At 68.9% G+C, this 25,339-nt stretch carries 36 protein-coding genes; 34 read left to right on the top strand and 2 right to left on the bottom strand.

Going from position 1 to position 25,339, the window contains the following annotated elements; all coding sequences use genetic code 11:
* Positions 1-167: 167 nt before the first annotated feature.
* Together BLQ73_RS28770 and BLQ73_RS28775 are read right to left on the bottom strand one after the other, a co-directional pair.
* Positions 168-398: a hypothetical protein gene (locus BLQ73_RS28770; RefSeq protein WP_143020491.1), complete on the bottom strand. Its 231-nt coding sequence runs from the start codon at positions 396-398 to the stop codon at positions 168-170.
* A gap of 178 nt (positions 399-576) precedes the next feature.
* On the bottom strand, positions 577-1,071 hold the full coding sequence (locus BLQ73_RS28775; RefSeq protein ID WP_093175578.1) for a hypothetical protein: 495 nt from the start codon (positions 1,069-1,071) through the stop codon (positions 577-579).
* A 196-nt stretch (positions 1,072-1,267) separates the two neighbouring features.
* Between BLQ73_RS28775 and BLQ73_RS28780 the strand changes: the two genes are divergently transcribed.
* The 34 genes from BLQ73_RS28780 to BLQ73_RS28945 all read left to right on the top strand — a co-directional run.
* Positions 1,268-1,525, top strand: coding sequence for a helix-turn-helix domain-containing protein (locus tag BLQ73_RS28780; RefSeq protein WP_093175580.1), 258 nt, complete (start codon positions 1,268-1,270; stop codon positions 1,523-1,525).
* On the top strand, positions 1,515-1,736 hold the full coding sequence (locus BLQ73_RS28785) for a helix-turn-helix domain-containing protein (protein ID WP_093175583.1): 222 nt from the start codon (positions 1,515-1,517) through the stop codon (positions 1,734-1,736). The genes BLQ73_RS28780 and BLQ73_RS28785 overlap by 11 nt, the downstream gene beginning before the upstream one ends.
* A 177-nt stretch (positions 1,737-1,913) precedes the next feature.
* Positions 1,914-2,237 carry a hypothetical protein gene (locus tag BLQ73_RS28790; RefSeq protein WP_093175585.1) on the top strand — a complete coding sequence of 108 codons (324 nt, stop codon included), beginning with the start codon at positions 1,914-1,916 and terminating at the stop codon, positions 2,235-2,237.
* 313 nt (positions 2,238-2,550) lie between these two features.
* Positions 2,551-2,790, top strand: a complete 240-nt coding sequence (locus BLQ73_RS33605) for a hypothetical protein (RefSeq protein ID WP_093175588.1) — start codon at positions 2,551-2,553, stop codon at positions 2,788-2,790.
* A 223-nt stretch (positions 2,791-3,013) separates the two neighbouring features.
* Positions 3,014-3,574 (top strand): hypothetical protein, encoded by a 561-nt coding sequence (locus tag BLQ73_RS28800; protein ID WP_093175590.1) that lies wholly within the window; start codon positions 3,014-3,016, stop codon positions 3,572-3,574.
* Positions 3,575-3,797: 223 nt separating this feature from the next.
* Positions 3,798-4,367 carry a helix-turn-helix domain-containing protein gene (locus BLQ73_RS28805; protein WP_093175593.1) on the top strand — a complete coding sequence of 190 codons (570 nt, stop codon included), beginning with the start codon at positions 3,798-3,800 and terminating at the stop codon, positions 4,365-4,367.
* Between the two features lie 63 nt (positions 4,368-4,430).
* A complete protein-coding gene (locus BLQ73_RS28810) occupies positions 4,431-4,718 on the top strand; it encodes a hypothetical protein (RefSeq protein ID WP_093175595.1) in 288 nt (95 codons plus the stop codon).
* A gap of 191 nt (positions 4,719-4,909) precedes the next feature.
* Positions 4,910-5,875, top strand: coding sequence for a hypothetical protein (locus BLQ73_RS31820; RefSeq protein ID WP_143020493.1), 966 nt, complete (start codon positions 4,910-4,912; stop codon positions 5,873-5,875).
* Entirely contained in the window at positions 5,872-6,174 is a 303-nt protein-coding gene (locus tag BLQ73_RS28815; RefSeq protein WP_093175598.1) for a hypothetical protein, read from the top strand. Before BLQ73_RS31820 ends, BLQ73_RS28815 begins: the two co-directional genes overlap by 4 nt.
* Complete coding sequence (locus tag BLQ73_RS28820) at positions 6,174-7,301, top strand: hypothetical protein (protein WP_093175600.1); 1,128 nt, start codon at positions 6,174-6,176, stop codon at positions 7,299-7,301. The genes BLQ73_RS28815 and BLQ73_RS28820 overlap by 1 nt, the downstream gene beginning before the upstream one ends.
* Position 7,302: 1 nt before the next feature.
* Positions 7,303-8,097: a hypothetical protein gene (locus BLQ73_RS28825; protein WP_093175603.1), complete on the top strand. Its 795-nt coding sequence runs from the start codon at positions 7,303-7,305 to the stop codon at positions 8,095-8,097.
* Between the two features lie 137 nt (positions 8,098-8,234).
* The gene (locus BLQ73_RS28830) at positions 8,235-8,504 is read left to right on the top strand and encodes a hypothetical protein (protein WP_093175604.1); all 270 of its coding nucleotides are present in this window, start codon (positions 8,235-8,237) and stop codon (positions 8,502-8,504) included.
* A gap of 83 nt (positions 8,505-8,587) precedes the next feature.
* Positions 8,588-9,070, top strand: a complete 483-nt coding sequence (locus BLQ73_RS28835; RefSeq protein WP_093175607.1) for a hypothetical protein — start codon at positions 8,588-8,590, stop codon at positions 9,068-9,070.
* Positions 9,070-10,905, top strand: coding sequence for a hypothetical protein (locus BLQ73_RS28840; RefSeq protein ID WP_093175609.1), 1,836 nt, complete (start codon positions 9,070-9,072; stop codon positions 10,903-10,905). The genes BLQ73_RS28835 and BLQ73_RS28840 overlap by 1 nt, the downstream gene beginning before the upstream one ends.
* 11 nt (positions 10,906-10,916) lie before the next feature.
* Positions 10,917-11,213 carry a hypothetical protein gene (locus tag BLQ73_RS28845; protein ID WP_093175612.1) on the top strand — a complete coding sequence of 99 codons (297 nt, stop codon included), beginning with the start codon at positions 10,917-10,919 and terminating at the stop codon, positions 11,211-11,213.
* 334 nt (positions 11,214-11,547) lie between these two features.
* Positions 11,548-11,784, top strand: a complete 237-nt coding sequence (locus BLQ73_RS28855) for a hypothetical protein (RefSeq protein WP_143020494.1) — start codon at positions 11,548-11,550, stop codon at positions 11,782-11,784.
* Between the two features lie 145 nt (positions 11,785-11,929).
* A complete protein-coding gene (locus BLQ73_RS28860; RefSeq protein ID WP_093175619.1) occupies positions 11,930-12,370 on the top strand; it encodes a phage terminase small subunit in 441 nt (146 codons plus the stop codon).
* 13 nt (positions 12,371-12,383) lie between these two features.
* The gene (locus tag BLQ73_RS28865; protein ID WP_218126068.1) at positions 12,384-14,021 is read left to right on the top strand and encodes a terminase large subunit; all 1,638 of its coding nucleotides are present in this window, start codon (positions 12,384-12,386) and stop codon (positions 14,019-14,021) included.
* Positions 14,018-15,418: a phage portal protein gene (locus BLQ73_RS28870; protein WP_245691533.1), complete on the top strand. Its 1,401-nt coding sequence runs from the start codon at positions 14,018-14,020 to the stop codon at positions 15,416-15,418. Before BLQ73_RS28865 ends, BLQ73_RS28870 begins: the two co-directional genes overlap by 4 nt.
* Positions 15,415-16,149, top strand: coding sequence for a VG15 protein (locus BLQ73_RS28875; RefSeq protein WP_093175625.1), 735 nt, complete (start codon positions 15,415-15,417; stop codon positions 16,147-16,149). Before BLQ73_RS28870 ends, BLQ73_RS28875 begins: the two co-directional genes overlap by 4 nt.
* Positions 16,150-16,207: 58 nt before the next feature.
* The gene (locus BLQ73_RS28880) at positions 16,208-16,927 is read left to right on the top strand and encodes a hypothetical protein (protein ID WP_093175627.1); all 720 of its coding nucleotides are present in this window, start codon (positions 16,208-16,210) and stop codon (positions 16,925-16,927) included.
* Positions 16,905-17,672 (top strand): DUF4355 domain-containing protein, encoded by a 768-nt coding sequence (locus BLQ73_RS28885; RefSeq protein WP_176955744.1) that lies wholly within the window; start codon positions 16,905-16,907, stop codon positions 17,670-17,672. Before BLQ73_RS28880 ends, BLQ73_RS28885 begins: the two co-directional genes overlap by 23 nt.
* A gap of 13 nt (positions 17,673-17,685) precedes the next feature.
* Positions 17,686-18,399 carry a hypothetical protein gene (locus BLQ73_RS33610; RefSeq protein ID WP_218126069.1) on the top strand — a complete coding sequence of 238 codons (714 nt, stop codon included), beginning with the start codon at positions 17,686-17,688 and terminating at the stop codon, positions 18,397-18,399.
* 14 nt (positions 18,400-18,413) lie between these two features.
* Positions 18,414-19,448, top strand: coding sequence for a major capsid protein (locus tag BLQ73_RS28895; RefSeq protein WP_093175632.1), 1,035 nt, complete (start codon positions 18,414-18,416; stop codon positions 19,446-19,448).
* Between the two features lie 17 nt (positions 19,449-19,465).
* Positions 19,466-19,858: a hypothetical protein gene (locus tag BLQ73_RS28900; protein WP_093175635.1), complete on the top strand. Its 393-nt coding sequence runs from the start codon at positions 19,466-19,468 to the stop codon at positions 19,856-19,858.
* A gap of 8 nt (positions 19,859-19,866) precedes the next feature.
* Positions 19,867-20,295: a Gp19/Gp15/Gp42 family protein gene (locus BLQ73_RS28905; protein WP_093175637.1), complete on the top strand. Its 429-nt coding sequence runs from the start codon at positions 19,867-19,869 to the stop codon at positions 20,293-20,295.
* A 10-nt stretch (positions 20,296-20,305) separates the two neighbouring features.
* On the top strand, positions 20,306-20,638 hold the full coding sequence (locus BLQ73_RS28910; protein ID WP_093175640.1) for a phage head completion protein: 333 nt from the start codon (positions 20,306-20,308) through the stop codon (positions 20,636-20,638).
* 1 nt (position 20,639) lies between these two features.
* The gene (locus BLQ73_RS28915; RefSeq protein WP_093175643.1) at positions 20,640-20,942 is read left to right on the top strand and encodes a DUF5403 family protein; all 303 of its coding nucleotides are present in this window, start codon (positions 20,640-20,642) and stop codon (positions 20,940-20,942) included.
* The gene (locus BLQ73_RS28920) at positions 20,939-21,304 is read left to right on the top strand and encodes a hypothetical protein (protein WP_143020495.1); all 366 of its coding nucleotides are present in this window, start codon (positions 20,939-20,941) and stop codon (positions 21,302-21,304) included. The genes BLQ73_RS28915 and BLQ73_RS28920 overlap by 4 nt, the downstream gene beginning before the upstream one ends.
* Positions 21,267-21,689, top strand: a complete 423-nt coding sequence (locus tag BLQ73_RS28925; protein WP_093175648.1) for a hypothetical protein — start codon at positions 21,267-21,269, stop codon at positions 21,687-21,689. The genes BLQ73_RS28920 and BLQ73_RS28925 overlap by 38 nt, the downstream gene beginning before the upstream one ends.
* Before the next feature lie 56 nt (positions 21,690-21,745).
* Complete coding sequence (locus BLQ73_RS28930) at positions 21,746-22,543, top strand: Ig-like domain-containing protein (RefSeq protein ID WP_093175650.1); 798 nt, start codon at positions 21,746-21,748, stop codon at positions 22,541-22,543.
* An 87-nt stretch (positions 22,544-22,630) separates the two neighbouring features.
* Positions 22,631-22,984 carry a phage tail assembly protein gene (locus tag BLQ73_RS28935; protein ID WP_093175653.1) on the top strand — a complete coding sequence of 118 codons (354 nt, stop codon included), beginning with the start codon at positions 22,631-22,633 and terminating at the stop codon, positions 22,982-22,984.
* Between the two features lie 191 nt (positions 22,985-23,175).
* Positions 23,176-23,337, top strand: a complete 162-nt coding sequence (locus BLQ73_RS32900) for a hypothetical protein (RefSeq protein WP_176955745.1) — start codon at positions 23,176-23,178, stop codon at positions 23,335-23,337.
* A 90-nt stretch (positions 23,338-23,427) separates the two neighbouring features.
* Positions 23,428-25,339: phage tail protein (locus BLQ73_RS28945; RefSeq protein WP_093175658.1), on the top strand; the 1,912-nt coding region annotated here is incomplete at its 3' end.

Here is a 25,339-nt window from a genome sequence, read left to right on the forward strand (position 1 = left end):
GCGGAGGGTGTGGGATTCGAAACCGACCCCTGCAACGCTGTGATCTGCTTAAACGGCATCGTAGCTGGCAGTGCCGAGACACAACAAGCCTCAGAAGGACACAGCGGCACTGTTTATTACGCCGCGTGCCCCCACATGGGGGCACCGGCGATCTTGATGCCGTGGAGCTAGATCCGCTTCAGAAGAGCAGCGCGGGCCGAGTCGACAGCCCCGATCGGCTGGAGCCCGAGCGCTGTACGGATGTGGACGACGTCGTCCGGGTCGAACTGCGTGGCGGCGGCGGCCGCGATGATCCGGCGGTCATATCCGGGAGCGTGCACGATGGCCAAAAATCTGCCGGCACGCTCCCACGCGAAGAACTCGTGGTCTGGGAGTTCCTGGGTCTCAGCCACTGCCACCACGAGATCCTTTGTGTCAATTGCCAATCCGCACCTACCAATGGGCAAATGGACGACCCCGGGAAATGCATCCTGTGGCCACCGGCAGTCCAAGGTCAACATGACCCACACCGGACCAACGTCACGAAACGGTCACGATCAAGGGTGTTGCTATCCGCTATTGGTGCTGCGGGGAGCGTCAGATATCGGCGCCCATGTCCCTCAGCATGCCTCTCAGCAGCCTGATCGTGGTCCGCTCCGCCTCCTCGCGCTGCTCGGGCGAGAGCTGCGTGATTGCGGCGGCCGCCGACGCCAAGAACACCTCGAATTCACCGTCTTTGACGATTCGCGTATCGAGCTGGTCAATCTTGTCAATGCCGTCTATGGGCGGACCTTCGTCAACCCAGCCATCGAGGACGGCCCCATCGAGGACGGCCTTAATCGCTCCATGCCGCAATCCATACGCCTTCTCCAGGCGTCGGCACGTGGCCGGGGAGAAGTTTTGTCGACGGTGTTTCTCGATGTCGTAGACGACGCGGTAGTCCAGCATGGTGTCGTCCGCGAACTGGCGCCGATTGCTCCACGCGGAGCGCAGGTCGACCCGTCTTGCGACCAGCAGTCCTCCCAGGCGCTCCCAGTCCTCTGAGTTCCAGGGCACGTCGCCACCCTCCTTGTCGCTGGTCTGTGCAGCCATGGCTGTGCGCGCAGGTCGACGCCGCGATCATCTTGGACGCGATAGGACCCCGTCAAGGCTCCCTACGGCTCCATATCAACGCAGGTTACCGGCATCGCGGGTACAGAGGTAAGCAAGTCCGAATGGCAGTATTTGAGTCCTAACAGTTTAGTCGCATTAATTGACTCAATATGACTCCAGTCATAGCGTGTCCCGCATGCCGCCTGTAGAGACAGTTCGCCACAACGGGCCCAGCATTCGTGCATGGCGACGTGCTCGCGGGCTGACCATCACGGCCCTTTCAAAACAGATTGAGATCACCCCCTCCTACCTCTCGAAGGTCGAGCGGGAGAGCAAGACGTCACTGTCCCTCGCCCTCGCGTGCAGGCTCGCCTCGCACCTCAAGGTCGACCTGGAAGTTCTCCTTCGTGAGAAGCCCGCAGTACAGAAGAAGGTGATCGCCAATGGCCCGTAAGAAGAGGACCTTTACCCCCGTTCGCGCCGTGCCCAAGGCCGAGGTGCAGCCCGTCCTCACGGTGCCCGAGATGGGCGCAATCCTGGGCCTCTCCCGAGCGTCCGCTTATGGAGCCGCACACCGTGGCGAAGTCCCCGTGGTGCGCGCTGGAAAGAGGCTGATGATCCCCACTGCGGAGCTGCGCAAACTGCTTGGTCTGCCGACCACCTGACCGTGCCCTGGTCGGTACCCGCTGGTTCTGGTCGCCCAGAAGGGGGAGAGGGCCAGCGGTCTGAAGCGGCTGACCGGTTGCGAACGCTGCATTGCGGCTTGCCGCCCGGTGGAGCCTCTCGTTCTCGTGATGTCGACAGTACGGCGAGACTTTCCACGACCTCCCGTTGGAGACCCCATGTCCATGGATCACAACAGCCCCGAAATGCCCGCGTTTCGCGGTGACACCGTCGAGCACTTAGAGAAGTGCCTGGTGGAAGCCAACCGGTTCGCCGACAACTACGCAGCGCAGGGCGGCATGGAACGGCAGATCGCCCGCCAGCACCAGGAGCGCGCTGAGCAATACGACCAGATGGCGGTGCAGGCCCGGCGCGTAGCCGACGAGTGGCGGGCGCTAATCGACTTCACGACTGCCCGTCGCGCCATGGCGCCGCCTCGGCGCGATCCGTATCCGGGCATGGGCGGTGACGCTGTGATGCCAGAGGGTCAACCGGTGCCATGACGGATCTGATCCAGTTCGCCGCGCTGCTCTCAGCGCTTATCGCTCAGCACCTTGCCCTGCGTCCGCTGCTGCGCCGCCGGATCATCGCGGCCTTCAGAAACGACGCCGTACGTGGCCAGGCATGGGCTCGCTGCAAGGTCCGTGTTTTCTGGCGCGGCGTGACCTTGCGGCCGTACCGTGCCAGGCGGCGGCAGGCTGTGGGTTGCCGCCGGCCGGCCGCTGGCCGCCCGGCCTTATCGCGGCGAAGGATCTTCAATCGACACCGGCATGCGGCCGGCCTTCGCCCCGCTGCCCGGTGCGGACAGGCGCAGTCGTGACGATCATCATGGATGTCCTGGCTTTCGTTGGCGGCATCGTGGTCTGCGTCGTCCTCTTGGTCACCCTGCTTCTGATCGTCACGGTGCTGATCGATCGTGCACGCGATCGAAGGCGCCTGGCCCGGCCACCGCAGCAGACCCTTACCCGCATCGTCCATCTCCACGACCTTCACGACGTCGATACAGACGACCCTCTCGGGCCGCCGCCGTTCAGCTTGAACGGGAGACCTGAGTGAACGCGGCCGACCACTCCAGCTCCGCTACGTTGCCCCGGTCCGCCGGAGAAGGCGTCAATCGGGACGACATCGCGACGCACGCTGTCTGGCCCTTCGCCGTGCTGCTCGGGATGGCTCTGGGAGCGCTGGTTTTCCTTCTTGCTGATTGTGGCGTGGACAGCCCCGCCCCACCCACTCCCGCCCCTGTCCCTGCACCATGTCCCCTTCTTGCCATGGAGCTTCCATGACCGCGACTGCAACGCGTTACCGGGTCGTCTACGACAGGATCGGCCGTGAACACGACGTCGCCCCCCAGCACACCACGGCGAACGGTCCCGAGGAATTGGCCGACCGAATCACCGCCCACGCGCGCCCTCACCTGCTGTCGGAGGACGTTCAGACCGCCGTCGACCTCGTTGCGATGGCAGGGACCATCTACGCAGGCGAGCATCCGGCCGGCTGCTTCACGCTCGAGGAGCTCGGAGAACTCGACGGCCTGACCCCCCGGTCCTATCTGGTCACTTTCCGGCGAGTCGGCCAACTTGCCGTACCACCACTGCGCATCGCCGCCGCCAACATCCAAGAGCTGGCGGACAAGGTCGCTGACCACGCTCGCGCGCACATCGACGCATCGAGTTTGCGAGTTGCCATCAGCTCGGACGTCACTGTCGGCGCCGTCTACAGGAGTGTCGGCGCTGCGCTGAGACGCGTCACCGAGTTCTGGCTGCAACCGGTCGAGGCAGAGGGTTCCGACGCCACGTCGGAACTGGGCGCAGTGATCCGGTCCGCACCGATTGGTACGTAGCGATGCGGTTGGCCCTATTCCACCGCCACCGCTGGACGGCTATCGCGGTGGAGCGCCGGACGCTGCTGACCGCGCAATTGACGCTCGTGCTCCGCCGGTGCAGATGCGGTGCTCACAACGTCGAGGCACTCGTCGGGCGGTGGCCTGACGAACTATTTCTCAACAGTCGATCACCCGAACTCCCAGCTATTGGAGTACCTGGGACCAGCGCGGGAGATCACACGTGACCGTGAATGCCACGCCCGGCCAAGTGCTGGCCTTACTGAAGTCCGGCTGCACGATCGCCGACGCCGAACGCCGCACAGGATGGCCTGCCGGCGCAGTGAGGAAGTTGGTCGACAAGCACGGGTGGCAGGTGGAAGGCGGCCGCGTTGTGCAAGCCAAGCCGATCGGATTGGCCGTTCTCGTTGAGGCGAAACGCCGCGACCGGAATCTGACGCTCCAGCAGGTCGCCGATCAGATCGGCATCGGCCGTAAGGCGCTCCATAACCTCCTCAAGGGACAGGGATCCGAGCGCTCCCGAGAGCAGGTCGCTGCCTGGCTCCAGGGCACGCCTGCCACCGGCATCGAATCCTCCCACGTGGAAGCGGCCGCACCCAATCCAGCGAAAGCCGTCGCTGCGGTGGCGTTGCACGCGACCGTGCGTGCTCGCTTGCAGCAGCGCGGACAGTCCTGGCGTCAAGCCGCCAGGGAGATTCCTCTCCCTGCATCAACGCTCCACGGGCTGGCTTCAGGGCGCCTGTCGGAACGCACTGAACAACGTCTCAAGGCGTGGCTTGCCGAAACCGACTGATGCCCGTCCTTCGCATACGCCCTTTCCGGGGCTCGTCGACCGTCCCCGACCTGAGAGGAACACATGAGCGACACCATCAATGACTGGGTCATTCTTGAACTCCTCGGCCACCGTGTCCTAGGCGGACACCTCACCGAGCAGCAGATTGCCGGCATGGCGTTCCTTCGCCTGGAGGTCCCCGCTGCAGGCGACGCTCCTCCCGTCACGCAGTTCTACGCCCCTTCCAGCGTCTACGCGATCACCCCGACCGATGAGGAAACCGCCCGCGCCGTTGCCCGCCGGCGCCGCCCGGCACCGGTCAACCGGTGGGAGTTGGAACCGCTGCCAAGCGATGACAGTGAGCCGTTCTGAGCCCCGTAGTCCAGCTGGCCAGCACGCTACCCAGCCGCAGGGCCTAACAGGTCATACGGCGGGCCGGCGCACATGGCCCGCTGACGACCCGGACAACGAGACCTCCCCGCGTCAAACGCCTCTCGGGGAATGGCACCACCCCTGACGACTGATCTCACCTTCGCCGCTCTAGACCGCTACCGAGAGGACCCATGGCACTACCAGAGGGCCTGGAACCGATCGATCCCCTCACCTGGCGGACGATCGTGGCCCGCTGTCTTCTCGGGAGCGCGGCGAAGCTGGTAGCGCTCGCCATGGCGAACTACTCCAGCCCCAACGGCGCTGACGTGCGACCAGGCGTGGCGCTGCTGTCCAAAGACACTGACTTGGGCCAGCGGACGGTGCGCGAGGCGCTGGCGAAGCTGCGCCGCGTCGGCCTGGTCTTCCGCACGTTCGAGGCCTCGGCGACGGGGCTGCGGGACATGGCCGACGAGTACCAGTTGACCTTCCCCGACGATCTGGAATCGCGGGTAGCGATGTGGGACCCGAAGCGTCGCAAGATCACCAAGGGCGGCGCGGAGCAGGCGCGGCCCGCGCCCCGGACGCGGCGGAAGCGGACGGAACCACCGGCAGGAGATGCCGGTGGTCAGCCTGTGGATAACTCCGAACCACCGGCAACAGGTGCCGGTGGTCCTGTGGATAACCCCCTGGCACCGGCAGGAGATGCCGGTGGTTACCCGCCGGAAACCCCTCCGGCAAACCACCCCAAAACGGGCACCGAAGAGGGGCTACCCGATGGTAACCACCGGCAGCTTATGCACGAACCACCGGCAACTGACGACAGAACCACCGGCATCTCCTGCCGCCCACCTAGCCATACACCTAGCCATAGACCTAGCCACCACGCAAATACTTCTCCGTACGACGCTGATGTGGAAGGGAACCCGGCTGAAGGTGGCCGGCCTCCCGCCGAGCGCCACTCCGCCGGAGTACTCGCTGCCCTCGCCCAAGCCAGTGGCCCGGACCCTGCCGTGTACGAGGATGCCCGCGACATGCTCGCGCAGCTCCCCGACCTTGGCGGCGCCCATCTGGCCGCCGCCCGCCAGGCGCTCGGCGATGACGCTTCTCCCAGCCAGATCGTCATCCGTGCCGCCGCGCTCGCCAGGGGGAGCACGTGACTGAATCCGCCCATACCGTCGCCCGTGCGGTCCCTGAACTCCTGGACCTCGCTACCGCTGTACGCAGCGACTGGCCGTACGACGAGGTCCAAGCCGTCATCCTTGCCGCCCACTCAGCCGGATTGACCTGGCCCCAGGTCCTTGTCGGTATGGCCCGGCTTCTGGTCGACCCGGCCGCGCGACCGCAAGAGCTCGTCCCGAACCACCGCGACCAGCGTGCCCGCCGCGCCGGCACGGCACCCACCGCCGAATACCTCGCCGCGCGCAAGGCCATAGCCCGAGATGGAGATCACGAGTGATGCGCAAGAGCTCAACGACACCTGCCGGCCCTGACGAGGACGCCGCGTTCCGGCCCGACGACGTCCCAGCGCTCCGCCGTGATCTCCACGGCTGGCTCCGCGACGGCCGCGGCCTCACCTTCCACGCCAACATGTCACGCCACGCGGGAAGCATGATCGGACGCCCCGACCTCGACGGCCACCCCGGCACGATGCGTGCCTACGCGCGGATGCTCGTCGAGCATGAGCAGCGGGCCGTCGCCGACGCCGAGCTGTACTACGTCACCCCCGAGATGACCGCCATCATCCGCGCCGCGGCCAAGTCGATGCCGGCCTTCGCGCCAGCCCCCGATGACTTCCCACACCAGACAGGGCTGATCGTCTTCGGAGCTCCGCTCGTGGAATTCCGGCGCCCTGAGCACACCTCAGCGCTGCTCGTCGACGGCAAGATCACGCTTGACTACCGCGACCAACCTTACGAAGACATCCGAATAGTCGCCGCCACCTGGGGGCCCTTCGACGCCGGCGGCAGCTGGGCGCGCGGCGGAGTCCTCATGAGCTTCTACACCGACCTGTCGCTCATACTCGATCGCATCCTGGAGCCCCGAACACGCGACAGCATCAGGGGCAATCACGCCCGCCTAGTGCCTGACAATGAGTGCGCCATCGCCTACGCGGCTCTCCCCAGCGGGTCCACCGTGGAAGAGCAGCTCCGCGAATCCGACAGTCCGGGCTACACCTCCCACTGGGCCAAACACCTGCTCACCACGCTGCTACTGATGCGCCAGCCGCTGGTCTACCAGCGTTCCCAACCTATCCGGCGAGGCCTTCGCCGGCAGTTGGAGCGTGCTGGGCATCCCACAGGGGACATCCGCATCCTGGACGCACGCCCTCGCCGCTACACGACCGGCCCGGACGTTCCGGATCAGGCGACCGACCATGCCGACACGACCACGCCCGAAGAGCAGGGCGAAAGGCGCACGCTCGGCGTGCGGTTCCCGGTCCGAGGCTTCTGGCGCAACCAGTGGTACCCCTCGCGACAGATCCACCGCCCCCGATGGATCGACCCGCACTGGCGCGGCCCCGACGACGCGCCGATCGTCGGGGCCCAACGCGTCCACGTCTTGCGCAACAACCCGGAAAAGTAGCGTGAGCAACGGTCTACGCGAATGCGCCCGCGCTGAACGCTGCTCAGCCCCCAGGATCGACACCGATCCGACCGGCCGAACCAACCGGCGCCCGGCACTGACACCACGCCCCCTATGCGACGCCGACCGCACCGCCGTCGCCAACACCCTCACAGCCATCCCCGCGCTCTACGTCCACGTACACCAGCACATGGAACAGACCCTTCCGGCCCTCGCAAGCGGACCCCGAATCTCAATCTCCAAAACACCCCCAGCGCTCATCTCCCTCGGCGCCGACGAACTCCTGCGACTCATGCTCGACACTCTGGTTTCCTGGGAGGAACGGGTGCGCACCGTGGCACGCCTCACCCCATTGGACACCGGCGCCGCGCGACTCCGACGAGATGGCGTCGCTCTCGTCCAGGCCACTGAAACGCTCGCCTCGCATCTGGATGCGCTGCTCGCCCTCCCCAATGAGCCGATGACTCGAAACGGTGACCTCGTCGACCTTTCCGGTGCTGACGCCGGGCTGGAGATTCTTGACCTCGCCCGCCGATGCCGGGTGCTCCTCGGGGACACCCTCCCGTCGGCACGCCATCTCCACGGCGTCATGTGTGGCTTCTGCGGATGGCCCGAGCTGTACGAAGTGCTCATCGATGGTGTCCACGCGGGGGCGACATGCCAGGGGTGCGGCAACGACTACGACGCCGCTGGCTACCGCGACCTCCTCTCCCAGCAAGCGCGCCGTGCCCGCACCCATGCCCGTCGCATGGTTTCTGTCGCGGAAGGCGATGACGACTCCACACGGCGGGCTTGAGCGCCACGTTGCTTCGCTGGACAAGGAGTCGATCAGTATGTATCAATGGCTCCTGATGGTGGAATCGCCATCCCAAAATGCAGCCCTCGCAAGGACATGTCCCTCGAGGGCTTTCGCATGTCTGGGGGTGACCGGGTATGCACAGCAGCGAGCCGATCACCATCAACCAGGCCGCAGAACGCCTTGGCCGCCTGCCCCGCACCGTGCGCACCTGGGCCTCCCGCTACAGAGCTCGGCGCCTTCTGAAACACGGGCATCTGGCCTGGTATGACTGGCACGACCTCGCTACGATCGCCCGCCAGATCCACCTCGGGCTGCCTGTGCCGACCAGCGCCGAGGCTCGTGATCAGCTGAAACAAGAAGGCCCGCGGAGTGCGGGCTTTTCGCATATGAGGGACTCCCGCTAGGGAGGGCGATCAGGGATGGGAACCTCGCCCGTCCCCGGTCCACCGCCGACTGGCAGACCGTCCGAGCATTACTGGAGGACCACGTGGCCGACTTCACGTTCAATATCGCATTGGGGCGCGTTGCCGAGCTCTACTGGCGGGTCAAGAACAGCGACCCTGCAAACTCCGCCCTACTGGTGGTCGCCCTGGCCGCGACCGGCGTCGAAACCGACGCGGTCCTGCGAGACAAAGACACGCTGGCCGACGTCGTGGCCGGCACCACCAACGAGGCCACCAACGTGGGCTACGCCCGCAAGGTGCTGGCCGCAGCCGACCTGGCGGCGTACGCCCCCGACGACGTCAACGACCGCACGGACTTGGATATCCCCGATCAGACGTGGACCGCCGTCCAAACGTCACCGGGAGCCTGGGCGAAACTGCTCATCTGCTACCGACCCGCGACCGGCTCGGCCGACAACGCCGTCATCCCGCTGACCGCGCACGACTTCCCCGAAGTCCCCAGCGGCAGTGACATCGTCGCGCAGATCAACGCCGCCGGGTTCTACCGCGCGAGCCCACCGGCGTAATGGCGATCATCGCCGAGGACTTCGAAGACGCCGGCTACGCCTTCCCCATCACGGGCACCTGGGCCCGGTCCACCGTCACCCCCCGCGCCGGCAGTTGGTGCTTCAAATCCGGCACAATCGACCACGGCGCAACCACGGATGCGACGATCACCGTTCCCGCCGGCGCTACGACTATGCGGTTCTGGTACCGCGTCAGCAGCGAGAGCGGTTTTGACTTCTTCCGGGTGCTCGTCGGCGCCTCCACGGTGCTGGAGACGTCGGGCACCGTAGCCTGGACCCAATCGGCCGAGATCAATGTCGTCGGAGCCTCCCAGGTCACCTTCCGCTACACCAAGGACAGCTCGCAAGTCGCCGGCGAGGACGCCGCCTATATCGATGACCTGTCGTTCACCGCGCCGGATCCGATCAGGCGCAATACCTTCAACGGCGGCACCCATGGTGCAGCGATCACCACGGCGAACTCCGGCAGCAGCGGCAACCCGTTCGACAGCGTCGTCGCTTCACCGCAGTACAGCAACTTGCGAGCCGCTGGCCCTTCCGGCCTGTCTGTGGTCAACCCCACCGCCGGCGTCGACACCCACCTGGACTGGATCGGCGTCGCCCAGTCCGGAGACGTTTTCTGCGCCCGGCTGTACATGTACGTGGTGGGATATCCGGCCGGGGTGCAGCGTGTCTTTGTGCTGCTTGGTAGCGGTAACGTCTTTGTCTCGGCTGTATGGCTCTTTCCCGCCGGGCAGATCGCGGTATTCGTCGACTACTCGTCGACGCAGGCCATTATCACTACCCAGGTCGTTCCGCTGGGGCAGTGGATTCGTGTCGAGCTGCGCTACACGATCAACGCGGGCGGCTCCGGCACCGTCGAGTTATGGCAGTACTTCGATGCCGACTCCACCGTAGAAACCGAGTACCTCAGCTCGGCGACCCTGACGTGGCCGGGCGGGAAACCTTCAGCCGCCGAGTTCCATCTGCAGCGGGACGCCGGCGGCTACTGGCACCTGGACAACCCCGCCGTTGCCGGCTTCAAACTCGGCCCGGCTCCCTACGTCCGCCGCGGGGGAGAGACCGATACCGCCCAGCCCGTCACCGGCCGGAAAGTGCGCCTCATCGGCCAGGCCCTCGAAGCCGACCTCGCGCGGCCCGTCACGCGGCGTAAGGTCCGCTTCGTCGGCCAGGCTGCCGAGACCGATACCGCCCAACCGGTCCGCGTGCTCAAGGCCCGGCTGCTCGGCCAGGCCGCTGAGGCCGATGCCGCCTACGAGATCCTCCCGAAGAGCGGAACCCCCGTCCGACCGGCCGCCGAGCTCGACCTCGCCCAGCCGATCAGCGGCCGGAAAGTGCGCCTGCTCGGCCAGGCCATCGAGACCGACCTCGCGCAGCTGATTGCCACCCAGAAGGTCCGCCTGCTCGGCCAGGCCATCGAGATCGATCGCGCCGAGCCGATCCGCGGGCGCTCCACCGTCCGGCCCGCCGCCGAGACCGACCTCGCGCGGCCGATCACCGGCCGGAAAGTGCGCCTCATCGGCCAGGCCGCCGAGACTGGTACCGCGCGGCCGATCAACGCCCAGAAGGCCCGGCTGCTCAGCCCGGCTCCCGAGCTCGACCTCGTCCAACCGGTCATCCAGCGGAAGGTCCGCGTCGTCGGCCCGGCTGCTGAGGTCGACATCGCGCGGCCGGTCCGCGCCGCTGGCCTCGGCCAAGTCGCCGAGGTCGACCTCGCGCTACCGATCACAGGCCTGCAGTACCAGCCCCGGCCCATGAAGGCCTGCCCACCCCGTATCGCCTGGAGTGCCGTCTCACCCCGCACCCGCTGGTCTGCCGGCTCACCCCGGATGTAGAGGAAGGACACATGGACCCGATCTCGTCCCTGTCCAGGCCGTACCTGTACATCTGGGTGGAGGGTGCGCGCGGCACCGAGCCCGTGGAGGTCGCGTTCGTTAACCCCGGGGCCGAGCCGGTCACCGGCGACTGGCACCCTGCCGCCTGGGACGCCGATAGCGTCACCGCCAAAGGCGCCGACGCCCGGATCCTCATCGGCCCCGGCGGAGAGGTGGTCCTGGCTGACGGCACCTACGACGCATGGGTACGTGTCACCGGCCCCGTGGAGCGGCCCGTGCTCTGGGCGGGGCAAGTCCCCATCACGTAGCAGGAGGTGCCTGATGCCCGGATGGAAAGGCAGCTCACGGCGCGCCAGACTGCCGTCCGGCTGGGCAGCGGTCATCCGGCCGGCCGTCCTGGAGCGTGACGGCCACCGCTGTACGCACACCCGACCCGATGAGACGCGCTGCACGCGGCGCGCGACCGATGTCGACCACCTGGGAGACCCGAACGACCACCGTTTGGAGAACCTCGCTGCTAAGTGTTCCTGGCATCACCTCCTGAAGAGCGGAGGCCAGGGGGGGCGAGCAGCTGCAGCACGACGCATCCCGAGCAACCGGCCACCCGAACCGCATCCGGGCCTGCACTGAAGGGAGGTGCACGTGGCGGGTAGTGACATCAGCCGCATCATGCAAAGCCTCGGCATCACCCTCGACCTCAGTGATGGAGACCTTGTCTCCGACCTCATCCTCATCGCGAAGATCCACAAACCGGACGGTGGCGTGACCCTGATCAGTCGCACATCTGAGGGCACCGACTGGATCACACGAAGAGGAATGATCGCGGCGGCGAACGAAGTCGACGCGACGGGCTACCGCGATGCCGATGACACAACGTGACGACCCCAGGGGGGCGCCCCGCCCCCCTGGGGGTAGGGTCCCCGCTGCGTCATAGCCGCTGCCACCCGCTACGGGTTTTCGGGGCCGCGAACCCCGGCGAGCACGGCCCGCGACTACGCATCGTAACGGCCGCTGGAGGTGAGCGATGGGCGAGCGAGGACCGGTCCCCAAGCGGTCTGACCAGCGCAGACGGACGAACAAACCGGCGGACGCAGCCCGGGGCGAGGTCACCACGGCGCCGGCGGGGAAGACGGTGGCGATCCCTGCCGCGAACCCGCGCTGGCACGCGCTGGCGAAGGAGTGGTACGCCTCGCTCGCCGAGTCCGGGCAGTCAACGTTCTACGAGGCGAGCGATTGGGCGACCGCCAAGGTGTGGGCCGAGCTGCTGTCGCGGGAGTTGCGGAAGCGCAGCCGCGTCTCGGCGCAGATGATCGCCGCGTGGGCGGGCGGTGCGACCGAGCTGCTGACCACCGAGGGAGCACGCCGGCGGATGCGGGTGGAGCTGCAGCGCGGCGGCGAAAGCGACGAGGACGAAGAGGCCGCGGTGGTCGCGCTCGATGCCTACCAAGCGCGTCTCTCCGGATAGCCGCCTCGTCACCATGCCTGAGGGTCTGCCGCGGCTGACCCTGGGCTGGGAGATGATCCGCTGGGCGAGCAAGTACATGCGCCATCCCAACGGTCCGCGCGCTGGGAAGCGTTGGCAGTTCGTCGACTCTCAGCTGCGGTTCACGCTGTGGTTCTACGCCCTCGACGAGAACGGCGCCTGGCTGTTTCACCGGGCGGTACGGCGTCTGGCCAAGGGGTCCGGCAAGAGCCCGTTCGCCGGTCTGTTCGGGCTGGGTGAGCTGACCGCGCCGGTACGGCTGGACGACTGGGACCCGCAGATGCCCGGCGGGGTGCGCGGCCGCCGCGTGACGATGCCGCTGGTGCAGATTGCGGCCACTGCGGAGTCGCAGACCGAGAACACCATGCGCATGATCCGGGCCCTGGCGCCGAAGGGCAGTCGGCTGGTGCGCGACTTCAACCTCGATCCGGGCAAGACGCAGTACTACATGCAGCCCGAGGGGTCCCTGGGGGTGCTCACCTCCTCGACCGTCTCCGCTGAGGGTGGCGAGGCGACGTTCATCGTCGGTGACGAAACCGAGCACTGGACTCCGAGCAACGGCGGCCCGGAGTTCTACAACACCCTGGCTGACAACCTGGCCAAAAGCGGCAGCCGGATGCTGGAGACCTGCAACGCCTGGAAGCCCGAGCGCGGCAGCGTCGCCGAGGCCTCCTACCTGGCGTGGCTGGCGCAGGAGGAAGGCAAGACCCGCGGCAAGACGAAGATCTTGTACGACGCGCGGATCGCACCGCCGGACACCGACATGACTGACGAGGCATCGCTGCGCCGGGCGCTGGACTTCGTCTACGACGACTGCTGGTGGGTCAACAGATCGTTCATCATCGAACGGATCTGGGACCCCTCCAGCGAGCCCGACGACTCCGAGCGCAAGTACATGAACCGGCCGACGGCGTCGAAGGACGCCTGGCTGAAATCTGCACAGTGGGACGCCTGCGCGGACCCGTCCAAGACACTCGCCGACGGCGACCAGGTGGCGCTCGCCGCCGACCTGTCCAAGTCCGGCGACGCCACAGCGATTGTCGTGTGCCGCATCTCCGACGGGTGCTTGTTCGTGTGGGATGTCTGGGAGCCGCCGGACGGGCCCGAGGCCGAGGACTGGGAGGTTCCCCGCCGCGAGCTCGACGCCTCGGTCGCCCGGGCCTTCGACAAGCTCGACGTCGTGGCGTTCTATGCCGAGCCCGGCCCGCTGCTTTCCTACGTCGACCAGTGGGGTGAGAAGTACGGCGCCAGGGTGTGCGTGCGCTCCAACCCCAAGAACGCTGTCCGCTTCGACATGCGATCCACCCAGGACACCACCACGGGCGCACCGGGCAAGGAACGGGCCGCGGTGCTGCGCCGGTTCACCGAGGAGTGCGAAGCGACGCACGCCGCGGTGGTCGCCGGCGACCTGACCCACGACGCCGACCCGCGGCTACGGCGCCACGTGCTCAACGCCCGCCGACGGCCGAACAACTACGGCGTCGGCATCGGGAAAGAGAGCCGCCATTCCCGTAACAAGATCGACGGCGCGGTGACGGCCGTCATCGCCCGCCTGGCCCGCAAGGACTACCTGGCCCTGCCCGAGTCTCGTCGGCGCCGCAAGAGGAACGGAAGGGTGGTGGTGCTGCGGTGAACATCGACCTGAGTCAGCCTGACGACGCGATCCTGCGGACGCTGATTCGCCGTATCCAGAAGCGTCAGCGGCGCCTAGACGAGCTGGACGCCTACTACGAGGGCGACCTGCGCCTGCAGGCGCTCGGCCTGGCCCTGCCGCCCGAGCTCGCCGCGCTGCAGACGGTCGTCAACTGGCCCGGCATGTATGTCGACGCGCTGGAAGAGCGGCTCGATGTTGAAGGGTTCCGGCTCGGCGGATCGGCCCGGACTGATGATCGGATGTGGGACTGGTGGCAGGCCAACGACCTGGACGAGGAGAGCGGGTCGGCTCACCTGGAGTCGTTCATCGCCAGCAAGGCGTTCGTATGCGTCGGGACGCCGGACGACGCCGGCGGAGACGCGGCGCCGGTGATCACGGTCGAGTCGCCCCGGTACATGGCCACGGCCACCGACCCGCGGAGTCGCACCGTGGAGGCCGCGGCCCGCCTGTACGGCGACGTCGACGAGGACGGGCGCCGGCGCAAGCCGACGCACGCGACCCTGTATCTGAACAACCGTACGGTGCACTACCGGCGCCGCGACGGCTGGGAGGTCGACTACATTGACGACCACAAGCTGGGGCTGAACCTGGTCGTGCCGATGCCCAACCGGCCCCGGGCCCAGTACCGCGACGGATACACCGAGATGCGCGACATCATGGGCCTGACCGATGCCGCGTGCCGGACGCTGACGAACTTGCAGGGGGCCCAGGAGCTGCTGGCGGTCCCGCAGCGCTACGTGCTGGGAGCCACCGAGGAGGACTTCCGCGACCAGGACGGCAAGGTGCTCACCGCGTGGGAGGCCTACCTGGGACGGTTCCTGACCTTGGGGAACCATGAGGCGAAGGCCGGTCAGTTCTCGGCCGCGGACTTGCGCAACTTCACGACCGTGCTGGAGTGGTACGCCCGCGCGGGCGCGTCGGTGACCGGCCTGCCCGCCCACTACTTCGGCCTCACCTCCGAGAACCCCGCCAGCGCGGACGCGATCCGCGCCGGGGAGGCCCGCTTGATCAAGAAGGCCGAGCGGGCGGCGCGAACCCGGTCCGGGCCGTGGGAGCAGGTCATGCGCCGCGGCCTGGCAGTCACCGGCCGGGACCCGAACGAAGCGATCCGGTTGGAGACGGTCTGGCGCGATGCGGCCACGCCCACGTTCGCGGCCAAGGCCGATGCCGTGGTCAAGCTGCACGCTGCCGGCATCCTGCCGCTGGAGGCGGCCTGGGAGCAGATGGGCTGGGGTCCGGAGTACCGGCGCCGGCTGCGCCGCCTCAACAGCGATGACCCGGCCGTGCGCTACCTGGAGGCCAACGCCGACAAGACCGCCCCCGGCGCCGGCAACCCCGACCCGAAGGACCCGGATAACGAGGGCGAGGGCGAATGACGCCGCAGGAGTACCGGGCCGCCCGCCGCTCGGCCGCCCAGCAACTGCTGGCCCTGGTGCTGCCGCTGCTGGGCCTGATGCCCGCCCGCCCGTCACCGGGCCAGTGGAAGGCAGTCACCGATGCCCTGTACCCGCTGGTGTACCGGTCGCGGACCGACGCCCACCGGCTGGCCGAGCGCTTCTACCGCGACCAGCGCGTAGCTCAGGGCGCGGCCGCGGGGCCGGTGGAGTTCCCGCGCCGCAACTACCGACCTGAGGCCCTCGCTGTAGCGCTGGAGCGCGGCGTCCGCTCGCGCCTGGAGGCCCTGCCCGAGGGGCAGGAGGTGCCGCGCGTCATCATCACCGAGGCGGCCGCGGTGGTGGAGCGGCACGTGGCCGACGCCGGCCGGGAGGCGGTCGCGGATGCCGCCCGCCACGATCCCGAAGCCCTCGGCTACGCCCGCGTCGCCACGGGAGTGAGCACGTGCGCGTTCTGCCTGATGCTCGTCTCCCGGGGCCCGGTGTACAAGAACGCCTCGGCGGCGCTGCTGCGCGACGGCGGCGGTGAGCCGTACCACAACCGGTGCGACTGCCTGGCCGTACCAGTGTTCGACCGGAAAGCCTGGCCGGGCCGTGAGGACTACCTGGCGGCCGAGGCCACCTGGCAGGAGGCCGGCAGATCCTTGTCGGGCCTGCGCCGCCACCTCGACGACCAGAGGCGGCGGACCGCTGAAGAGCCGGCCGTCGCCTGACTCCACAGGCCATTCGCCGACCAGATGAAACCGTAGCCCGCCCGTCCAGGAGAGCCGCATGCCCGACTACCGAGACCGCAACAACGGCTACGTGCCCGAGAAGCTGTTCCTCAGCCGACGGCCACACCTCGCTGAGATCGGATTCCGCAAGGACCCGGAGACCGGGCACAAGGCGCCCCTCAAGGCCCGGGTCGCGCATGGCCTCGCCGATGAGCTGAACCGGGAGAGCCACTGGCAGTGGGCCGACGTCTTCGGCGACGGCACTCACTGGTCCCGCTTCCAAGGCCACCGTGTCCAGATCGACGTCACGTTCCGCACCGAGAACCGTCGGGAGGTGAACGACTGGAAGGGCCGTGACGAGATCCGCGCCGGAGGCGAGTGGACGCTCGCGTTGAACCGCCAGCAGTGCTGGGAAGGGTTCATCCACCCCGACCCGCTCGCCACCCTGCGGACGATCCCCCGCATCATCGAGCAGCTTCTCGACCACTCGTTGATCGACTGGTTGGACGAGAAGCCCGCCGCCGAGCAGCTCCTCGGTCGGCGCGTCTACTACGAGCACACCCCGGCCGTGGTGTCCTCGACGAGTGTGTTACCCGAGGGCTGCGTCATGCTCAAGCCGGTCGGTGCCGAGTTCTTCCCGCCCGCTGTGTACGACCTCGACGAGGGCGACGACGGTGACCAGGGCGAACGCCGCGCGTACAAGGTGGACCTGCTGTCCCCGCACGTGTGGTGGTGGCGGAAAAAGTCCTATGGCGGTGAGCCGACGCGCACCGCTTGACCCCATAGACCACCCGCCCAGTGCGGGGAGCGCCACGGCCGCGCACCAGGCCGGACAGTACGCCGACGGGCTCACGGAGAAACTCATGATCATCAAACGCGCCCTGCCCACCCATCCCCGCACCGGGCTTCTCGCCATCGGCATGATGCGCGACGGCCGGCCGATCTGGCCGGTGCTCGGCGGCAACGGCGAAGGCACCCCGGCCAGCGGCCAGGACGGCGACGGCGGGACGGGCGGCACCCCGGGCGCAGGCGACGGCGGCAGTAATCCGCCGCCGGGCAACAGCACTTTCACGCAGGCCGACGTCGACCGGATCGTGTCCGAACGGCTCGCCCGTGATCGGGCGAGGTACGCCGATTACGACGCCCTGAAGACGAAGGCGGGCAAGTTCGACGAGCTCACCGAAGCGCAGAAGACCGAGGCGCAGAAGCGCGAGGACGAGCTGCTGGCTGCCACCACTCGCGCGGTCGCCACGGAGGTCGAGCTCTGGAAGGAGCGGGCCGCGCGCAAGCACGGCCTGGACGAGGAACTGCTGCAGTTCCTCGGCGGCACCACCGAGGCCGAGGTTGAGGAGCGCGCAAAGACGCTCGCGAGCAAGGTCCAGTCCGGAAGCGGCGGTCAGCAGGGCGGGCCGCGCCTCCCGGCGCCGGACCCCTCCCAGGGGCGCGGCACTGGCAAGGGCGGCGCCGGCGGCAGCGTGGCGGCGGGCCGCGACCTCTACCAGCAGCGCCACAAGAAGACCTGACCCAAGGAGAGCCATGGACCTCAGCATGAGGACCGAGACCTGGGCCACGGACGACCAGTCCTGGCTGGGGTCCGCGCACGGTACCGACGCCGGGCGCAGCATCACCCTGGACACCAGCACGTTCACGCCCGGGACCCACTACCCGGACGGGCACTTCCCCTCCGGCCTGCCCCTGGGGCGGATCACCGCGACGGGCAAGTACGGCCCGTACGCCGGCCGGAGCAACGAGGTGCAGACCGTCACGATCACGGGCGGCCCGACCGGCGGCACGTACACGCTGACGCTGGACGGGGAGACCACCGCGGCGATCGCCTACAACGCCAGCGCCGCCGCGGTGCAGGCCGCGCTGGAGGCGCTGAGCAACGTCGAGCCGGGCGACGTCGCCGTCACCGGGGGCCCGCACCCGGGGACCGCCGTCGCGGTTGCGTTCGGCGGCCGTTTCACCGGCAAGAACGTGCCGCAGATGAGCGCCGCGAGCGGCTCGCTGACCGGTGGTGCCGCTCCGGCCATCGCCGTCACCACCGGCACTGCCGGCGGGTCGGCGGTCGGCGACGGCCGCGAGGTGCTGGCCGGGTTTCTGCTCACCGCGGTTCGGGCCCCGGCGAACAGCGCCGTCGACGCCGCCGGCGTGCTGCTGTGGCATGGCGCCGTCATCGAGTCCAAGCTGCCGATCGCCGTCGACGCCGCGGGTAAGAGCGACGTCGCCGGCCGGATCGCGTTCTTCTGAGAGGAGTGACATAGATGCTGCTCAACACCGATTACGCGCTGCCGGCCGAGCTGACCGGATACGTGCGGGCCGCCCTGGCGGACATGCCGGTGAACCAGTTCCAGCTCGCGCGCTGGCTGCCGAACAGGACCATTGACGATCTGCAGTACCGGTTCGTCCGCGGCGGCCAAGGCCTTGCCGAGGCCGCGACCTTCCGCGCCTACGACGCTGAGTCGCCGATCGGGAGGCGTGAGGGCGTGACCCGGGTGACCGGGGAGCTGCCGCCCATCAGCCGGAAGATCCGGCTGGGGGAGTACGACCGGCTGCGCCAGCGCCGGGCCGATGGGCAGGTCCGCGGCCGGATCCTGGACGACGCCCGCACCATGACCCGGGCGGTGGCCACCCGCATGGAGCTGGCCCGCGGCGAGGCGCTCTACTCCGGCAAGATCATGCTGGATGAGAACGGCGTGATCGCCGAGGTCGACTTCGGCCGCAAGGGCTCGCACATGGTGGCGCCGGCCACGCTGTGGTCCAACACCGGTGCTGCGACGCCGCTGGTCAACCTGCTGGCGTGGCTGGACATCTACACCGCCACCAACGGCGCCGGCCCGGGCGCGATCCTCACCTCCCGACGGGTGATGTCGCTGATGATGGCCAACGCTGAGCTGCGGGCGCTGGTGGCCACCACCGCGGGCACTCCCAGCGTGGTGAGCCGGGACGCGATCAACGCAGTGCTGCAGGCCTACGGACTACCGCCGGTCCACATCTACGACACGCAGGTGTCGGTGAACGGCTCAGCAACCCGGGTCATCCCCGATGACCGGCTGCTGTTCCTGCCCGCGCCGGTCGACCCGGACGACTTCGACTCCAGCGAGCTTGGCGCGACGCTGTGGGGCACCACCGCCGAGGCGCTCGAGCCGGAGTACGCGATCGAGGACGGCGAGGAGGCGGGCATCGTCGCCGGGGCCTACTCCACCAAGGACCCGGTCGCCGTGTGGACCAAGGCCGCAGCGATAGGGCTGCCGATCCTGGCCAACCCGGACCTGACGCTGGTCGCCGACGTCGCCTGATCGGAGGGAGCTGCCCCATGTCGTACAGCCTGACGACCTACGTGCACGTGATCGAACTGCCCGGCCCCGGCAGCAAGGGGCGCAGCGGCGTGTTCGGGCCCGGTGAGGCGCTGCCCATCTGGGCACTGGAGGCCATCACCAACCCCGACGTCTGGGTCGGTGGCCGGGTGCCGGCGCACATCGCCGACGCCGTCGACCGGCCGCCCGCCGCGGGACAGGCCGCCTCTGGGGTCCGTCCGGCTGGGCCGTCTGCCCCCGAGCGGGAGCCGGAGGCTAGCCGGCCGGCGCCGCGGGCGACCAAGGACGAGTGGGCGCGCTACGTGCTGTCCCTCGGTGCCCGTACCGAGGCCGAGCTGGAAGGCCTCACGAAAGCCGAGCTCGTCGAGCTCGTCGATCAGGACGAGGAGTAGGGGAACCGGTGGCGTACGCGACCGTGGAGGACGTGCGGGCGCGCAGCGACAAGCCCCTCACGGCCGAGCAGGAGGCCCTGGCGGCGACGCGGCTGGGTGACGCCGAGCTGCGGATCCGCCGTCGCGTGCGCGACCTGGACGCGCGCGTCGCCGACGCCGAGTACCGCAAGGTCGTGGTGATGGTCGAGGCCGAGGCGGTGCTGCGGGTGCTGCGCAACCCGGAGGGCTTCAACTCCGAAACCGACGGCGACTACTCCTACAGCCGATCGCCGCTGGTGGCCTCCGGCCGGATCGGCATCCTGGAAGAGGAGTGGGAGATGCTCGGCGTCGGGTCCCGCCGCGCCGGGACCGTCGCGCCCACGATCGGCACGCCGCGGAGAGGCCCGGTGCACCGCCGCGGCCGACCGTACGACGCTGGCCCGCGGGGGCCGTGGTGAGGGGGCCGCGGTGAGCCTGCTCGACGACGGCCCCGACGAGGTCCTCATCTATCCGGAAACCACCACTACCGACGACCGCGGCAACGAGGTGCGCGGCCCGTCGGCGGTGCCGGTCGCGCTGCGGTGCCGGGTGCAGCCGGTCACCTCCGACGAGGCGGCCGTCGCCGGCCAGCAGGTGGCCACCACCTACCGGCTCATCACCCGGTCCGCGCCGCTGGGGGCATGGGCGCGGGTGGTGTGGGACGGCCGGGAGTGGGACGTCGTCGGCGAACCCCAGAAGTCCAACGGCAGCCCCCGCACCCGCCACATCACCGCGCTGCTGCGCGCGAGAGGAGCACCCTGACATGGCCCAGGTCTACGCCGGCATCAACCGGATCGTCTCCCGGGAACCGGGGGTAAAGGCCGCAGTGCGCGCGAAGGCCGAGGAGATCGGCGGCCGCGGCCGCGCCTTTCTCGCCGCACACCGGGACACCGGCGCCGCCGCGGTCGAGGTGACCAGCGGCCGGGTCGACTCGGTCGTGAGCCTGGTCGACCCGAACGCGCTCAGCATCGAGTACGGGCATGCCGCCTACACCCGCAAGGACGGCCGCGAGGTCGGCGCCTCCCAGGGCCTGTACGTCATCCATCGGGCGGCAGGGCTGCAATGAGCGGGCATGCCCCGGACTGCTGGCGCGATCCGGCGCATCACGTGTGCGCGGCGGCCGCCGCCGCCCGCGCCGAGGGCGAGCGTGATGAGGCCCGGCGCGCGGCCGCTGAGGCCTACCAGCGGCTGGCCGGCCACGAGGCGCTGCTGATCGAGACGGCCGCGAACCGCGTTGCCGACCAGCTGGCCCTCGATCGGGTGGCCGGCCTGCTGGCCGCCTACCGCGCCGACCTGGAAACCAAGGGCATCGAGTGGCACCCGCGGTTCCGCTCGGCGGTCGAGAAGGTCATCGACCAGCTCGGCGGGGCGCTGCACGGAGGGAGGGAGGATGCCTCCGCCTCCACGGCTGCTGCCCAGCGTCCATGACCTGCTGCTCGGGTTGCTGCGGGCGCCGCTGGCCGCTGCCTACCCCGGGGTGACGGTCGGCACGCTGATTCCCGCTCGGATGACGTATCCGTTCGTGCTGGTCCGCCGCGCCGGCGGCGCCACCATCGACCCCCGGTTCCTGGACCGGCCGCTGGTGGACGTGCAGACCTGGGACACCAACGACCGGCAGGCCGAGAACCTCGTCGAGTCCGCGCGGGCCCTGCTGGTGCTGGCCTGGCGGCGGCAGACCGTCGTGCCCGGCGTCGGCTCCATCTCCTTCTTCCGCGACCAGGCCATGTCGACGCTGCTGCCCGACCAGACCGTCCCGGACGGCGTCTACCGCTACCAGGCCACCGTCGAGCTCGCCGTACGACCTGCCCGCTGACAGCCCGGCCCCAGGTCCGCGCCCCTGTTGATCACCCGTGACCCCTGGAGGTCTTTGTGCTTGACGATGACGCCACAGTTGTCCCGGCGATCGGCCATTTCTTCTTCAACCCTGCCAAGGGGGCGGCCAAGCCGGCCAACGTGCTGGCTCCTCCCGCGCCGTGGATCGACTTCGGGCACACCGCGCTGGAGGATCCGTTCGGCCTCACCAGTGAGGGCGGGGAGACCACCACGCTGGGCACCTGGCAGAACAAGTCCCTGCGCAACGTCACCTCGCCGCGCGTGCGGGCGGTGACGTTCGTGGCGCAGCAGTGGGACGAGCAGAGCTACAAGCTGTACTTTGGCGCCAACGGTGCGATGAGCGGCCGCTACTTCCGGGTCCCGGTGAACCCAGTCGAGACCACCGGCACCCTGATGGTCGTCGTCGAGGACGGCATCGAGCAGCTCGGCATGTACTTCCCCAACGTGTCGATTGCCCAGGCCGACGACATCGAGTTCAACGCAGAAGAACTGGCCGGACTGCCGCTGCGCGCCACGATCCTGGGAACCTCCGGCCAGAACTGGCCGTTCGAGATCAGCCCGAAGGGCGACCTGCTCGCCCAGACGCTGGAGGTCACCCCGGCGGCACCGAGCGTCGTCATCGGCGCCACCAGCCAGCTGGCCGCCACCGCCACCTACCCCGACACCGCCACCCGGAACGTCACCGCCGCCGCGGCCTGGTCGACGTCGAACCCGGCGATCGCGACCGTTTCGGCGGCCGGCCTGGTGACCGGGGTGGCCGCGGGCACGGCGACCATCACGGCCACCTACGCGACGCTGACCGATACCGCGGCCGTGACCGTGACCGTGAGCTGACCCCATTGAACGCGGGCGGCGCCGGTTGCGCGGACCTCCGCCGCCGCCCGTCTCCACCTGAAGGTCCGTACCCCCTTGGAGGTCCGCATGCCGCAGATCACCCTCGCAGACATCAAAGAAGCGGCCGACCGCAAGTTCGGCCCCCTCGTGATCGACATGGGCGACGGGCAGTCCGTCACCCTCCTCAACCCTTTGCGCATGCCGAAGACGGCCCGCACGAAACTCACCGCCCTGCAGAAGGAACTCGACGGTGAAGACGCCACCGACGAGAGCGCCGAAGCGGCACTCCCGAAGATCGTCCGGCTGGTAGCGGCGTCCAAAGCCGACGCCGACCGGCTGCTCGCCGCGGTCGGCGACGACCTCGCCACCATGCAGGAGATCTTCGAGGAATACGCCAAGGCCACCCAGCCGGGGGAAGCCTCGGCCTCGCCGACCTCATAGACCGGTACGGCGAGGCTGTCCACGCCGACCTGCTGCGGCACTACGGAATCGACCTGGTCGACGTCGCCGCCGGACGCACCTCCTACGCCCCCCGCCTGCTGATCGGCCTGCTCAGCGAACTGCCCGAGGATTCGGCGCTGACCGCCGCGATGCGCGGCGGCCCCGAATGGCGGGGCTGGACCCGGCAGACCATGGTGCTGGCCGACCTGTATGACGCGATCGGCCGCCTGACGCAGGCGGCCGGCCGGTGGCGGCGCAAACCACCGAAGGTTGCGCCGTACCCGCGGCCCAAGGCACGCCGGCGGCGGGTGACCACGATGGCCGACATCAAGCGCACGTACCTGTCGCGCTGACCGCATCTCCACAACCGCATAGATCGATGCCCCGGGGGGTGAGCTGTGGCTACGTCGTCCCGGGTTGTCGGCAGGGTCTCGGTGCGAGTGATGCCCGACACCAGCCGATTCAAGGATGCGCTGGTCAAGTCGCTGGAGCGGCTGGAGCGGGTGCTCGAGGTCAAGATCCCCACCGCGCTGGACACGGCGCGGCTCGCCGCGCAGGCGGTGACGGCCAAGCGGACCTTGCAGGACAAGCTCGGCAGCGTCGACACCCGGGTCAACCTCGACACCACCCGGGCCGAGGCCCAGATCGGGCAGGCCACCCGGGATCGGGCGGTCACGATCCGCGCCAAGGTCGACGAGGGCCCCTTGGCGCGACTGGCGGCCATCGCCGGATCGGCGGTCCGGTTCGCCGCGCTGGCCACGTCGATCGGCCTGGCCGCGAACTCCGCGACACAGCTCGTCGCGGCCCTGATCCCCGCGGCCGGGGCGATCCTCGCCCTGCCCGCCGCTATGGCGGTAACCCGGGCGGCCACGGCCACCCTCAAGGTCGGATTGTCCGGCGTCGGCGAGGCCATGGGCGCCGTCGCCGAGGGGGACGCCACAAAGCTCGCCGAGGCGATGAAGGATCTGTCCCCAAGCGCCCGCGCGTTCGTCCTTGAGGCGGCCCGCCTCAAGGACGCCTTCGAGCCGGTCCGCCAGGCGGTCCAGCAACGCCTGTTCCAAGGGCTGGCCGGGTCGCTGCGCACGATGGCCGGCAACCTGCTGCCGACCGTGAAGACCGGCATGGTCGGTGTGTCCGGCGCTTTGAACGGCATGGCCAAGCAGGCCATGGCCACCATGTCGACGCCGATGTTCAAGGGCGACCTGCGCAAGATCTTCTCCGGCACCACGCAGGTGCTCAACACCTTCAAAGGCGCGATCGGCCCGCTGATCACCCTCGTGACACGGCTCGCCATCGCCGGCCTTCCGCTGGTGAAGCGGTTCGCCTCCTGGGCGAGCAGCGGTATCAAGGCCGCCGCGGCGTTCGTCACCTCCGAGCGCGGCGCGGCCAAGCTCGCCGGCATTGTGAAGCGCGCCGGCGACACCTTGGCGCAGCTCGGCCGGATCGCCGCCAACATCGGCGGCTTCCTGGCCTCGTTCTTCCGGGGCGCCAACGCCGACGGCGCGGGACTGCTGGCCACGATCGAACGGCTGACGGCCCGCATGTCCGCCTGGGCGAGCAGCACCCAGGGGCAGCAGCAGATCGCGAATGTCTTCGCGACGCTCGGTCAGACCGCGTCCGCACTCGGCGGCATCCTGCCGATCCTGGTCGGCCCGCTGACCGCGATCGCGGGGATCATCACGTCCCTGCCGCCCGGCGTCCAGGGCACGGTGACGCAGTTCCTGGCCTGGTCTGTCGTCATCGGCGCCCTCGGCGGCAAGATCTGGTCGCTGATCACCGGGATCGGCACCCTGGTGAGCGGCATCGGCAAGATCGGCCCCGCTGTCGCCAAGATCGGGTCGGGGGCCGTATGGTTTGCGGGCCTTGCCGCGGCCGCCGGTCGGGCCGCTGTCTCGGTCGTCGCTGCCGCCGGCCGGATGGCCCTGTCGCTGGCGGCCGCCAGCGCGTCCTTCGTCGCCTCGGCCGCCCGCATGGTCGCCTCCATGGCGGTCACCGCCGCCCGGGTGGCGGCCGGTTGGGTGCTGATGGGCGTCCAGGCCATGGCGCAGGCCGTACGGATGGCGGCCGCCTGGGTGATCGCGATGGGTCCCATCGGGTGGGTCATCGCCGCAGTGATCGCCCTGGTCGCCCTCATAGTGGCGAACTGGGACACCATCAAGGCCGCCATCTCGGCCGCCTGGGAGTGGATCAAGCAGAAGACCGCCGAAGTCTGGAACGCGATCACCTCGTTCCTGGCCGGGCTGTGGAACGGGATCAAGTCCCTTTTCACCACCTACCTGAACGCCGTCCGGACCGTCGTGATGACCGTCTGGAACGCCATCAGGTCCGCGACCAGCTCCGTCTGGAACGGCATCA

The organism is Sinosporangium album, assembly GCF_900100605.1.
GTDB lineage: Bacteria > Actinomycetota > Actinomycetes > Streptosporangiales > Streptosporangiaceae > Sinosporangium > Sinosporangium album.

What these genes read in the sequence shown, in the direction of transcription:
- BLQ73_RS28775 (WP_093175578.1), bottom strand. Translation starts at nt 1,071, where the DNA reads ATGGCTGCACAGACCAGCGACAAGGAGGGTGGCGACGTGCCCTGGAAC.
- BLQ73_RS28780 (WP_093175580.1), top strand. Translation starts at nt 1,268, where the DNA reads ATGCCGCCTGTAGAGACAGTTCGCCACAACGGGCCCAGCATTCGTGCA.
- BLQ73_RS28785 (WP_093175583.1), top strand. Translation starts at nt 1,515, where the DNA reads ATGGCCCGTAAGAAGAGGACCTTTACCCCCGTTCGCGCCGTGCCCAAG.
- BLQ73_RS28790 (WP_093175585.1), top strand. Translation starts at nt 1,914, where the DNA reads ATGTCCATGGATCACAACAGCCCCGAAATGCCCGCGTTTCGCGGTGAC.
- BLQ73_RS28800 (WP_093175590.1), top strand. Translation starts at nt 3,014, where the DNA reads ATGACCGCGACTGCAACGCGTTACCGGGTCGTCTACGACAGGATCGGC.
- BLQ73_RS28810 (WP_093175595.1), top strand. Translation starts at nt 4,431, where the DNA reads ATGAGCGACACCATCAATGACTGGGTCATTCTTGAACTCCTCGGCCAC.
- BLQ73_RS31820 (WP_143020493.1), top strand. Translation starts at nt 4,910, where the DNA reads ATGGCACTACCAGAGGGCCTGGAACCGATCGATCCCCTCACCTGGCGG.
- BLQ73_RS28820 (WP_093175600.1), top strand. Translation starts at nt 6,174, where the DNA reads ATGCGCAAGAGCTCAACGACACCTGCCGGCCCTGACGAGGACGCCGCG.
- BLQ73_RS28830 (WP_093175604.1), top strand. Translation starts at nt 8,235, where the DNA reads ATGCACAGCAGCGAGCCGATCACCATCAACCAGGCCGCAGAACGCCTT.
- BLQ73_RS28840 (WP_093175609.1), top strand. Translation starts at nt 9,070, where the DNA reads ATGGCGATCATCGCCGAGGACTTCGAAGACGCCGGCTACGCCTTCCCC.
- BLQ73_RS28845 (WP_093175612.1), top strand. Translation starts at nt 10,917, where the DNA reads ATGGACCCGATCTCGTCCCTGTCCAGGCCGTACCTGTACATCTGGGTG.
- BLQ73_RS28860 (WP_093175619.1), top strand. Translation starts at nt 11,930, where the DNA reads ATGGGCGAGCGAGGACCGGTCCCCAAGCGGTCTGACCAGCGCAGACGG.
- BLQ73_RS28865 (WP_218126068.1), top strand. Translation starts at nt 12,384, where the DNA reads ATGCCTGAGGGTCTGCCGCGGCTGACCCTGGGCTGGGAGATGATCCGC.
- BLQ73_RS28875 (WP_093175625.1), top strand. Translation starts at nt 15,415, where the DNA reads ATGACGCCGCAGGAGTACCGGGCCGCCCGCCGCTCGGCCGCCCAGCAA.
- BLQ73_RS28880 (WP_093175627.1), top strand. Translation starts at nt 16,208, where the DNA reads ATGCCCGACTACCGAGACCGCAACAACGGCTACGTGCCCGAGAAGCTG.
- BLQ73_RS33610 (WP_218126069.1), top strand. Translation starts at nt 17,686, where the DNA reads ATGGACCTCAGCATGAGGACCGAGACCTGGGCCACGGACGACCAGTCC.
- BLQ73_RS28895 (WP_093175632.1), top strand. Translation starts at nt 18,414, where the DNA reads ATGCTGCTCAACACCGATTACGCGCTGCCGGCCGAGCTGACCGGATAC.
- BLQ73_RS28900 (WP_093175635.1), top strand. Translation starts at nt 19,466, where the DNA reads ATGTCGTACAGCCTGACGACCTACGTGCACGTGATCGAACTGCCCGGC.
- BLQ73_RS28915 (WP_093175643.1), top strand. Translation starts at nt 20,640, where the DNA reads ATGGCCCAGGTCTACGCCGGCATCAACCGGATCGTCTCCCGGGAACCG.
- BLQ73_RS28920 (WP_143020495.1), top strand. Translation starts at nt 20,939, where the DNA reads ATGAGCGGGCATGCCCCGGACTGCTGGCGCGATCCGGCGCATCACGTG.
- BLQ73_RS28925 (WP_093175648.1), top strand. Translation starts at nt 21,267, where the DNA reads ATGCCTCCGCCTCCACGGCTGCTGCCCAGCGTCCATGACCTGCTGCTC.
- BLQ73_RS28935 (WP_093175653.1), top strand. Translation starts at nt 22,631, where the DNA reads ATGCCGCAGATCACCCTCGCAGACATCAAAGAAGCGGCCGACCGCAAG.
- BLQ73_RS32900 (WP_176955745.1), top strand. Translation starts at nt 23,176, where the DNA reads ATGGTGCTGGCCGACCTGTATGACGCGATCGGCCGCCTGACGCAGGCG.